General features: G+C 74.2%; 10 protein-coding genes and 1 pseudogene. 5 read left to right on the top strand and 6 right to left on the bottom strand.

What is annotated here, in order from left to right; all coding sequences use genetic code 11:
- Positions 1 to 1,103 precede the first annotated feature (1,103 nt).
- Positions 1,104 to 1,910 carry an SDR family oxidoreductase gene (locus ND748_RS16690; RefSeq protein WP_251746725.1) on the top strand — a complete coding sequence of 269 codons (807 nt, stop codon included), beginning with the start codon at positions 1,104 to 1,106 and terminating at the stop codon, positions 1,908 to 1,910.
- 54 nt (positions 1,911 to 1,964) lie between these two features.
- Here ND748_RS16690 and ND748_RS16695 read toward each other — a convergent pair whose 3' ends face one another.
- From ND748_RS16695 to map, 4 genes are all read right to left on the bottom strand, one after another.
- Positions 1,965 to 2,915 (bottom strand): DMT family transporter, encoded by a 951-nt coding sequence (locus ND748_RS16695; protein ID WP_251746726.1) that lies wholly within the window; start codon positions 2,913 to 2,915, stop codon positions 1,965 to 1,967.
- Between the two features lie 234 nt (positions 2,916 to 3,149).
- Entirely contained in the window at positions 3,150 to 3,779 is a 630-nt protein-coding gene (locus ND748_RS16700) for a GNAT family N-acetyltransferase (protein ID WP_251746727.1), read from the bottom strand.
- A 142-nt stretch (positions 3,780 to 3,921) separates the two neighbouring features.
- Positions 3,922 to 5,085 carry an epoxide hydrolase family protein gene (locus tag ND748_RS16705; protein ID WP_251746728.1) on the bottom strand — a complete coding sequence of 388 codons (1,164 nt, stop codon included), beginning with the start codon at positions 5,083 to 5,085 and terminating at the stop codon, positions 3,922 to 3,924.
- Between the two features lie 185 nt (positions 5,086 to 5,270).
- A complete protein-coding gene (gene map, locus ND748_RS16710) occupies positions 5,271 to 6,101 on the bottom strand; it encodes a type I methionyl aminopeptidase (RefSeq protein WP_251746729.1) in 831 nt (276 codons plus the stop codon).
- Positions 6,102 to 6,196: 95 nt separating this feature from the next.
- On the opposite strand from map, the pseudogene ND748_RS16715 reads away from it, so the two are divergent.
- A pseudogene (locus tag ND748_RS16715) lies at positions 6,197 to 6,448 on the top strand (helix-turn-helix domain-containing protein); the annotation flags it as partial.
- A 210-nt stretch (positions 6,449 to 6,658) separates the two neighbouring features.
- On the opposite strand, the gene ND748_RS16720 reads toward ND748_RS16715, so the two are convergent.
- Positions 6,659 to 6,871, bottom strand: a complete 213-nt coding sequence (locus tag ND748_RS16720; protein ID WP_251746730.1) for a hypothetical protein — start codon at positions 6,869 to 6,871, stop codon at positions 6,659 to 6,661.
- Between the two features lie 177 nt (positions 6,872 to 7,048).
- Here ND748_RS16720 and ND748_RS16725 point away from each other — a divergent pair, with 177 nt between their 5' ends.
- Positions 7,049 to 7,630: a putative glycolipid-binding domain-containing protein gene (locus ND748_RS16725; RefSeq protein ID WP_251746731.1), complete on the top strand. Its 582-nt coding sequence runs from the start codon at positions 7,049 to 7,051 to the stop codon at positions 7,628 to 7,630.
- A 48-nt stretch (positions 7,631 to 7,678) separates the two neighbouring features.
- Here ND748_RS16725 and ND748_RS16730 read toward each other — a convergent pair whose 3' ends face one another.
- Positions 7,679 to 8,083 carry a hypothetical protein gene (locus tag ND748_RS16730; RefSeq protein WP_251746732.1) on the bottom strand — a complete coding sequence of 135 codons (405 nt, stop codon included), beginning with the start codon at positions 8,081 to 8,083 and terminating at the stop codon, positions 7,679 to 7,681.
- Between the two features lie 479 nt (positions 8,084 to 8,562).
- On the opposite strand from ND748_RS16730, the gene ND748_RS16735 reads away from it, so the two are divergent.
- Entirely contained in the window at positions 8,563 to 8,919 is a 357-nt protein-coding gene (locus ND748_RS16735; protein ID WP_251746733.1) for a helix-turn-helix transcriptional regulator, read from the top strand.
- 369 nt (positions 8,920 to 9,288) lie between these two features.
- Positions 9,289 to 10,452 (top strand): phosphoribosylaminoimidazolecarboxamide formyltransferase, encoded by a 1,164-nt coding sequence (locus tag ND748_RS16740; protein WP_251746734.1) that lies wholly within the window; start codon positions 9,289 to 9,291, stop codon positions 10,450 to 10,452.
- Positions 10,453 to 10,658: the final 206 nt, after the last annotated feature.

The following is a 10,658-nucleotide window of genomic DNA, read 5'->3' on the forward strand; positions in this document are numbered from 1 at the left end:
CGGGCGGCCTGTGCGCGCCGCGCCGGCGCGACCCCAGGCCGCGGCGGCGTAGGCCGCGAGCAGACCCACCCTGTTCGTCACGTCGTGTCACCGTCGGGTGGTGGTGGGCTGGTAGCCGCCGCGCCTGTCTCGCCCTCGGCGGGCCCGCTGCGGGTTCCGGAGCTGGGCTTCGAGGCCGAGCACGCACCGACCCGTCCACGGCGACGGTCCTATCGGTGTGTAGCCAGATCGGTGGACGACGTGACGGTGGGCACGCTACCGCGCCCCCGGGGGGGTCTGTACAGAGGTTCGGCGAACTCCACACCGCCCCCGCGTTGTCCATTCGGGACATTCCTCCTCTTGTAGGCGCAAGGTGAGGCGTGTAAAGGGGCCCGGATGGCCCGATCGGGCCGGGACGCCCGGCCGGTGAGGCGTGGCCGGCGGGCCTGGTCAGGGCCGTCATGGGCGCCCGTGGCCCGGGTGGCGCTGCGCCCCGGGGCATCTCCGGACGCCCCGGGGCGTACCCGGTCGCGGGATGGCGGCCTGCTGGCCGCCATCCCGGCATGCCGGCTGGGCCCGCTCGCTCACGTCTCCCCCGTGTCTCCCCCGCCCGGGTCCGCCCGTGCGGGGGTCACCCGCCAGCGGCGAGCGCACTCGGCTGCGGCGAGCGCGGCCTCGGCGGCGGCCTCGCCCCCGCCGAGGAGGTGGTGTGCACGGGAGCGGCGCACCATGGTTCTTCTGTAGGGACAAATCGGATGCCGAACCCTACAGAAGAACCACGCGGGCGCTGTCCCACGCATCCGCCTGCCCCGCACCCCGCCGCGGACGCCCACCCTCCCCCGCCACCGCCTCGCCGTGTCGTCCGGATGTCTGCGGGTCCGGGCGGATCGTGGTGGATGGTCGGCGGATCGTGCGTCGACGGTGTCTGTGGCGGGGACGGTGTCTGTGGCGGGGACGGTGACGGGGGCGAGGACGGTGACGGGGGCGACCGCGCCGCCGTCGGGCCTGGTCGCGGTGCCCGCCCGGCGTCGCGGCTGACCCGTCCGCACGCACCGCGACGGCCGACCACTGCCGTCGTCCACGCCGGCCTTCCCCACAACCGACCGGATGGTAGGGAGATGCTGATGGACCTGCAGGGACAGACCGCGCTGATCACCGGGGCGTCGACGGGTATCGGCGCGGTGTTCGCCCGTGCGCTCGCCGCGCGGGGCGCCGACGTCGTCCTCGTCGCCCGCGACAAGGACCGTCTGCGGGCGGTGGCCGACCAGATCGTGGCCGGCCACGGGGTGCGCGCCCAGGTCGTCGCCGCCGATCTGAGTGACCCGGGCGCCGTCGATGTCATCGCCGACCAGGTCGCGGCCGCCGGGGGCCGGGTGGACCTGCTGGTCAACAACGCCGGTTTCGGCGCCCATGGCGACCTGGCCGTGGCCGACCCGGTGCGCCTGGCCGACATGGTGCGGCTCAACTGCGTCGCGGTGGTCGCGTTGACCGCCCGTTTCCTGCCCGCGATGGTGGCCCGCGGGCAGGGGGCGGTGGTGAACGTGGCGAGCACCGCGGCGTTCCAGCCGCTGCCCCACATGGCCGTCTACGGGGCGAGTAAGGCGTTCGTGCTGTCGTTCAGCGAGGCGCTGGGGGCGGAGACGCGCCCGGCCGGGGTGCGGGTGCTGGCGCTGTGCCCGGGTGCCACCGAGACGCCGTTCTTCGACGTCGTCGGCACCCGCGACGGCGTCGTCGGCGCGGTGCGCACCCCCGAGCAGGTCGTCGCCTGCGCGTTGCGTGCCCTGCAGCGGGGCCGGCCGATCGCGATCGACGGGCGGCGCAACGCGCTGCTGGCCCGCGGCGGTCGCCTGCTGCCCCGGCGGCTGCTGGTCCGGATCGCCGAGCGCTCCATGCGCCCGACGTCGGTGCGCCCGACGTCGGTGCGCCCCTGAGCGGCGACGGACACCGGGCCGCGCCGTCGGGGGCCGCCCTGTCGGGAGGGGGCGTCACCCGGCGCCGTCCTCGGCGTGCCGGGTCTCGGCCAGCACCAGGGCGCCGACGGCGGCCAGCAGCAGCAGGGTGGCGACCATCGTCGCCGCCGTGAGCTGCTCGCCGAGCAGCGTGACCGCGAGGACGGCGGCGCCCACCGGCTCGATCAGCATGACCGCTGACGTGGTGGCGGCGCGCACGACCGCCGCGCCGGCGAAGTAGAGCGGGTAGGCCAGGGCCGTCGGTACCACGGCCACGTAGCCCAGCAGCAGCAGTACCCGAGCGAGGTCGGTGGTGTGCGGCAGGAGTCCCGCGGCCGCGGCCAGCGGCAGCAGCACCGCGGCGGCGATGGCGAAGGCCCACGCCGTCGTGACGGCCGGGTCCTCGCTCTCACCGGCGCGCCCGATCCACCGGGCCAGGAGCGTGGCCCCGGCATATCCCGCGGCGGACAGCAGCGCGAACACGACTCCCAGCGGACGGACCGTGCCACCCTGGTTGTTGCCCACGACGAGCACCGTCAGGCCGCCCAGCGCTGCGACCACCGCGACGATGCCACGGCCCAGCCGCTCGTCCAGCGCACGTGCCGCGCCCACGGCCGTGAGCACCGGCCCAGCGCCCAGTGTCACGATCGTGCCCACCGCCAGTCCCGTCGTCGCGACCGCGGCGAAGTAGGCGGTGTGGAAGACAGCCAGGCCCAGGCCCGTTCCTGCCCGCAGGAGCAGCCGTCGCCGCCAGGGCTGCCCAGCGGCAGGGACCCGGTTCGCCGGCCGGGACCGCCCGACGGCGCGCGCCACGAGCAGCGCCGCCAGGCCGCTGACGAATCGCCAGAAGGACACGGCCACCGGCCCCAGATCACTGGACCGGCAGACAAGATCCACTGCCGCTCCGGTGGTGCTCCAGGTAGCTGCGGCAACGGCCAGGTACATCAGGCCCCGCCCGACGGGCAGGGTGAGGGCAGCATTCGACACTGTTCGGCTCTCCGCGTGAGGAAGTGGTCGTGCGGTCCCCTGTGCGGGCAGCACGACCGCCGCGCCGGGTGTCGTCACCCAGGCGCGGTGGCCTTCCCTGGCGGCCCGCCCTACGCGACGGGCGGTGCGAGCGCTGTCGAACTCATGGCAGCCACCCTAATCCGCCTCTGGTCGACCGCCGACCGCCACCGAGTCGAACCACGCAGCGTCGCGCTGCGGTTCCGCGGTTCCGGTTCAGCGCGGCGACGCCGGCGCGGTGTCGGCTGGGGTGAGGGGGCGGGTGAAGGCGACGCGGTGCAGCCCCGGCCCGTCATAGTCGGGCTGGATGTCGACGCCGTCGACCGTGCGCCGTCCCGGGGCGACGCGGAAGCCGAGGGCGGTGTGGAAGGCGACGGAGGTGGCGTTGCCGGGGCTGGTGATCGCCTCGACGCGGCGGGCGCCGCCGGCGGCGGCCTGGGCGAAGAACCACCGGTACAGACCGGCGGCGACACCGCGCCGGCGCAGGGCCGGATCGACCCCGACGAAGTGGATGTAGGCGGCGTCGGGCGCCGCGGCGGAGCGGAAGGCGATCAGGAACGCTCTCAGCCGGCCGTCGGCCTGCTCGCCGAGGACGGAGGTGTCGGCGAAGTGCTGGAAGAACAGCCGGGGCAGCAGCAGGGCCCGCTGCCGGGACCCGGCCTCCCCGCCGAAGCCACCCCACCAGTCGTCCAGGACGGCCAGCACCCGCGCCTGGTCGGCGCCGCGCGGACGCCGCCAGTGCAGCGCGCCGGGCAGCGCGGGGTGCTCGTACGACGCGGGGTGCTCGGCCGTTGCGGAGTCACCGGCCAGCGCGGGGTGGTCGGGGCCGTCGGGGGTGCGGATCATCTGCTGAGACTGCCGGTCCCGCCGTGATCCGTCACCCGCTTTTCGGCCGCCGCGTGCACGTCACTCTGCCGATCATCCCGGTTCCGCGGAACCGGGTCGGTTCCGCGCAGCCGGGTCGTCGTCGGCCAGCCTGGGGGTGGGGTCAGGGGCGCAGGGTGCGGAAGAAGGCGGTGACGTCGGCGGTGAACAGTTCGGGCTGCTCGAGGGCGGCGAAGTGGCCGCCGTGGGGCTGCACGGTCCAGCGCTGCAGGTTGTAGTGGCGGGCGATGACGGCACGCGCCGGCCGGTAGATCTCCTTCGGGAAGATCGCGGCGCCGGTCGGGGTGCTGATCTGCCGTTCGGGGGCGCCGAGCAGGCCCGCGGCGCGCGTTTCGTAGTAGAGCCGGATCGACGAGGCGATCGTCTCCGTCACCCAGTAGGTGGTGATGTTGGTGAGGATGTCGTCGCGGCTGATCGCCTTCTCCACGTTGCCGTCGCAGTCCGACCAGGTGCGGAACTTCTCCACGATCCAGCCCGCGAGCCCGGCCGGGGAGTCGGCCAGGGCGTGGGCGAGGGTCTGCGGCTTGGTGCCCTGGATGGCCTGGTAGCCGGTCTCGTACTGGGCGAAGCGGCGGGCGAAGTCGAGGTCGGCGATCTCCTCGGGGGTGAGGTTGGCGCGTTCGTCCCGGGTCATCGGCGGCGGCGGGACCAGGTTGAGGTGGATGCCGAACAGCCGGTCGGGATGATAGGCGCCCAGGTGGGCGGTGATGGCCCCGCCCCAGTCGCCGCCCTGGGCGGCGAACCGGTCGTAGCCCAGGCGGGTCATCAGCTGCGCCCAGGCGTCGGCGATGCGGCGCACGTGCCAGCCGCGTTCGACCGTCGGCCCCGACCAGCCGTAGCCGGGCAGCGACGGGCAGATGACGTGGAAGGCGTCGGCGGCGTCGCCGCCGTAGGCCGGTGGGTCGACGAGCCGGTCGATGACGCCGCCGAACTCCACGATCGACCCGGGCCAGCCGTGGGTGAGCAGCAGCGGCACCGCGCCCGGGTGCGGCGAGCGGGCGTGCAGGGCGTGCACGGTGGTGCCGTCGATGACGGTGCGCAGGTGCGGCCAGCGGTTGAGTCGGGCCTCGGCGGCGCGCCAGTCGAATCCGTCCGCCCAGTAGGCGCACAGCCCGCGCAGGTAGTCCACGTCGGTGCCCAGGTCCCAGCCCGTGCCGGGGATCTGCTCGGTCCACCGGGTCCGGCGCAGCCGCTGGCGCAGATCGTCGAGGACCGCGTCGGGGACGTCGATCGTGAAGGGCTGCAGGGCGGTTGACGGCGACGTCATGGCACGCTCCGAGAAGTCCGGGGTCGGATGGGACGGTGACCAGCCCGGCGGCTGCCGGGACGGTCAGCTCCGACTATCGACCGCCGCGGCGGCGAGCCGCAACGGACCGGGTACCACCCCCGCCGGGCCGGCGAGAGGTGATGCGGCGGCGGTTCCGACGCTGGTGGCTCTCCGACGCTGCTGGCTCAGGCGGTGCTGGTTGAGGCGGTGCTGGTTGAGGCGGTGCTGGTTGAGGCGGGGGTGGTCGAGGCGGTGGTCGTGAGGATGCGTGGGCCGTCGGCGGTGATGGCGACGGTGTGCTCGACGTGGGCGGCGCGGCTGCCGTCGATGGTGTGCAGGGCCCAGCCGTCGGCGGCGGTGCGGTAGTCGTCGCGGCCACCGGCGCAGAACATCGGTTCCAGGGCGAGGACCAGCCCGGCGCGCAGCGGCATGCCCCGGCCGGGCCGGCCGTCGTTGGGCACGCTGGGATCCTCGTGCATGCGCCGGCCGATGCCGTGCCCGCCGAAGTCGCGGGGGATGCCGTAGCCGGCGGCGCGTCCGACGGCGCCGATGGCGGCGGCGATGTCGCCGAGGCGGCCGCCGGGGACGGCGGCGGCGATGCCGGCGGCCAGCGCCGCGGCGGTGGTGTCGATGAGGGTGGCGTCGTCGGGGCGCCCGGCGCCGACGGTGAAGCTGATCGCGGCGTCGCCGACCCAGCCGTCGAGCTCGGCGCCGCAGTCGATGCTGACCAGGTCGCCGTCGCGCAGCGGGGTGTCGCCGGGGATGCCGTGGACGATGACGTCGTTGACCGAGGCGCAGATGACCGCGGGGAACGGTGTCGGGGCGAAACCGGGCTGGTAGTGCAGGAAGACCGGGATGGCCCCGGCGTCGCGGATGACCGCGTGGGCGACCGCGTCCAGTTCGCGGGGGGTGACCCCGACGGCGGCGGCGTCGCGGGTGGCGCCCAGCGCGCGGGCGACGACGTCCCCGGCGGCGGCCATCGCCTCGATCGCCGCGGCCGACTTCAGCTCCACCATCTCGACCATCCTTTCCCCGCGTGTGCCGACGCCCGCGTCTGCGCCACGGCGGCACCCCTGTGCCCAATTACTATCCCGGTATTAGTATAACGGGTATGGTGCGGGCGCCGTTGACGAGGGCGGAACGGGAACGTGGCGAGCGGCTGGGCGCGCTGCTGCGGGCTGCGCGCGGCGAGCGCAGCATGGTCGAGGTCGCCGCCGCGGCCGGGGTGTCCGCGGAGACACTGCGCAAGATCGAGGCCGGCCGCATCGCGACACCGGCGTTCTTCACCGTCGCCGCGCTCGGCGGGGTCCTCGGCCTGTCCCTGGACCTGCTCGCCGACGCCTGCGACCCGGCGGCGCTGGGTGCCCTCGACGCCGGACCCGACGTCCCCGCCCCTGACCTCCGCGAGCACGATCACGCCAGGCTGCCGGCGATGGTCAGACCGACCGGCACACCGCCGCTGACCACCTCGAACGCCCGCCAGCGCGACCGGGTACCGATGACGCCGTCGCGATGACCGGTGGCCCGGTGTGCTGACCGACGCTGGCGAGCGCGGCCTAGGTGCCCGGGACGGCTAGGTGCCCGGGACGGCGTCGACGGGGAGCCGCACGCCGGGGCGGTGGCGACGCAGGATCGCCTGGGCGGTGTCGCGCAGTTGGCGGGCGCGCAGGCTGAGGTCGGTGGGGTCGAGGTGCGCGGCGGCGTCGAGGATCGTCGCCCGGGCGCGACGGTGGTCGGCGTAGCGGTCCTGCTGGTCGGCGCTGCGGCGTTCCTGCGGGGTGGCCATGGGTCTCTCCCTGGTGGGACGGGCCCCGGCGGCGAGATGCCGGTCGGGGTCTGCGCTGGTGACGGCGGGTAGGGAGCAACGGCAGTGGGCCCGCCCGCTCAGTGTGCGCCGTCGACGCCGCCGATGGAGCGCGGGCAGCACGGGGCCGCAGGCGGGCCGCGTGGCAGGGTGGGCATCGTGGCCTTCACCGACCTGCCGGCGACGGCAGCCTGGCGCCACCAGCGCGCCCGCTGCGGCTTCGAGGTCGTCTACTTCGAACGGTCGGCCGACGGGTACCGCGTCGAGGGCGGTACGACGGCCCTCGAGGAGGGCCTGACCTGGCTGGTCACCTACCGCGTCAGCCTGGACGGGGCCGGGCGCACGCGCGCGGCGACGGTGCACGGGCGGTCGGCCAGCGGATCCCGGTCGGTCACGCTCGAAGCCGACGGCGGCGGGCGGTGGCGGGTCGACGGCGTGGTCGCGGCGGAGCTGGCGGGTTGTCTCGACGTCGACCTGGAATCGTCGGCGGTGACGAACGCGCTGCCGGTGCGCCGGCTGGACCTGGCCGTCGGGCGGCGGGCCGACGCCCCGGCCGCCTACGTCCGCGCCGTCGATCTGAGCGTCCACCGGCTGGAGCAGACCTACACCCGCGTCGCCGACGACGGATCATGCCAGCGCTACGACTACACCGCGCCGGCGTTCGCGTTCGCCTGCCAGCTCACCTACGACGACGCGGCGCTGGTCGTCGACTATCCGGGGATAGCCCTGCGCGCGTTCTGATCGAACCGGGAACCGGTGGGTGCCGGTCGACCCACCCGGTGCCCGCGGTCATCCGATGATCGCCAGCAGTCGTGCCTGTTCCCTGGCCAGTCGGGCGTAGGAATCGCGCAGGTACGGGGTGAATCCCGCCGGGTAGGCGACCGCGCTGAAGGCGAATCGGGTGTCCCCCGACTCCCACCGTTGGAGAATGGTCTCGTAGCCGGTCACGTGCGCACAGAACTGGATCATGCAGTCCGGCATCACGCCGTCGATGAGAAGATCGCCGCGGGTGAGCAGGAGCTCGTACATCTGACGGTTCGTCTTCTGGAAAACTCCGGGCAGCCAGTGCTGCCACGCCTCCAGTTGCGTCGGTGACAGCTCGTGTGGTTCGTCGAGCCGGTATCGCCGGGAGAAGTTCGCATCGTCGTACACTTCTTTGAAGACGCGGAAAGATATGAGACTTGACTCGGTCATCACGAGAAGAGGTCCGTATAACTGGCTCAACTGGGTGTTCACTCGTTGAAGTCGTGCCTGGTGTGCCAGCATCCGCCGGGCGCCCCGCTGCGAAAGCAGATATGTCAGGGCCACGGTGACAAGGCTGGCGGCAGCGGCAACGATCGCTGCGATCATCTCGGTCCTTCTCTCGCGATGACGCCTGGCTGACGTCTACTCCAGCCTCGACGCTGCAGCCGGCCAACGCGGCCAAGCCGGCCAACGCGGCCAGGACAGCCGCCGCGAAACGGATCCCAGGTGTATTCCGACCCTCCCCTGCGGGGCGGCGCGGTACCGGACTACTCGCATCCCGTATCCCGCTGCCGGCCACGCTCGCGCACCCTGCCACCCCGTTCTCCGGCTGTGGCGGACCTACCATGACGGCAGGGCCGCGCCGCGGCGTGACGTCCCAAGGGCGAAGGCGTCGCCCGGCGCCGGCCCGCGCCGCAGGGAGGTGGGTCATGACGCAGCCGACGGCCGCCGGAGGGCAGGCCAGGACACCGGCGCGCACGGCGAGCCTGACCCATCGCGACCCGGCGCAGGTCAGCCTGCAGGAGGCCCTCGACGCCCTCGGGGATCCGGTGCGCCGGGCCATCCTGCGGATGCTGGCCGACCATCCGGACTGGACGCTGCCGTGTGGCAGCTTCGAGGTGCCGGTCAGCGCGGCCACCCGCAGCCACCATTTCGCGGTGCTGCGCGCGACCGGGCTGCTCGAGCAGCGCGACACCGGTCCCCGCCGGTTCAACCGGCTGCGCCGGGCCGAGTTCGACCACCGTTTCCCCGGGCTGCTCGACCTCGTCCTGGCCGAGGACGCCTGACGACCTGCCACCGACACCGCGAGACGCTGGACACCATCGTCGCGCAGGATCCCTTCCACCGGGCTGGCGTGAGCGCCGCGGACATCATCGAGTTCGCCCCCGTCGGACGGTCCCATCCCGACCTCGCCCGCTTTCTGCCCGCGCCCCCGGGCTAACGGCGCGGGGGCGCCGACGCCGGAACGACCAGACCAGATCGGCCGCTACCCGTCTCGCCGACTTTCCCGGGCCGCGCAGGTGATCATGGTAGGTTGCGGCGAGGCCGCTACTGGCGCGGGTGGGTCACCACCGGGGAACGGCCGTCTGATCGTCGATGCCGACCGCCTGGGCCTGCGACGCACGATGACCGCGTGCGCGACGTGAGGACCGACGATGGACCTGCGATACGGCATGAACCCCCAGCAACGACCGGCGACGGCCGAACCACTCGACGCCGCCAGGCCACCCGTGCGGGTCCTGCACGGGCAGCCGTCCTACATCAACATGCTGGATGCGCTGGGGGCGTGGCAGCTTGTCCGCGAGGCGGCCGGGGCTCTGGGCCGGCCCGCCGCAGCCTCCTTCAAGCACCTCTCCCCCGCCGGCGCGGCGCTCGCCGGGCCGCCGGACGCGACGATGACGGCCACCTACGGGCTCGGCCCGTCGCCGGTCGGCGCGCTCACGAGCGCCTACGTGCGGGCCCGCGACAGCGACCCGAAGAGCTCCTACGGGGACTTCGTGGCGCTCTCCGAGCCGGTCGACGACGAGCTCGCGTCGCTGCTGCGCCGCCTGGTCTGCGACGGGATCATCGCACCCGGCTACGAGCCCGGCACCGTGGCGACGCTGGCGGCGAAGAAGCGCGGCGCGTTTGTGATCCTCGAGGCCGACCCCGCGCATCGGCCACCGCCGTGGGAGATCCGCGAGGTGTACGGGATGCGTTTCACCCAGCCGCGCGACGACACCGAACTGAGTCGCCGCTCGCTGGCCGACGTGCGCGTCGGGTCGATCCCCGACTTCGCCCTCGACGACCTGCTCCTCGGCCTGATCGTGGTGCGCCACACCCAGTCGAACTCGGTGGCCTACGTCCGCGACGGGATGACGCTCGGGGTCGGCGCGGGCCAGCAGTCCCGGGTCGACTGCACCCGCCTCGCCGGGGCGAAGACCGACACCTGGTGGCTGCGACGCCACCCTCGGCTCCAGGCACTACCCGCCGACGGCGCCCGAACGCCCCAGGAACGGATCACCGAACAGATCCGCTACCTCGACAGCGACGACACCGACCCGGACGCTCCTGCAGCGCGCAGCGCCGCCGGACCCTCGCCGGCCGCGGCACCTTTGACCGCCGCCGACCGCGCGCAGTGGCTTCGCCGGCTCGATCAGGTCAGCCTCGCCTCCGACGGCGCGCTGCCCTTCCCGGACAACGTCGATCATGCCCGCCGCCACGGCGTGCGCTACCTCGCTGAACCCGGCGGATCCGTGCGCGATCAGGAGATCCTCGCCGCCTGTCGCGACCAGGGGATCACGCTCGTCCACACCGGCCTGCGGCTGTTCCGGCACTGAACGACGGAACGCCTGCCCCGCCGGGCGCCGGTTCTACCGTCGTGCGCCGGTCGCGCGCGTGGCGAGCGTGGCAACCACTGCGTCAGCCGTGGGGGGGGGGGGGGGGGGGGGGGGTGGGGGGGGGGGGGGGGGGGGGGGGGGGGGCGGGGGGGCGGGGGGTGGGGGCGGGGGCTGGGCGGGGGGGGGGGGGGGCGGGGGGGGGGTGT

Source organism: Frankia sp. AiPs1 (genome assembly GCF_023716945.1).
In the GTDB taxonomy this organism is placed as follows: Bacteria; Actinomycetota; Actinomycetes; order Frankiales; family Frankiaceae; genus Frankia.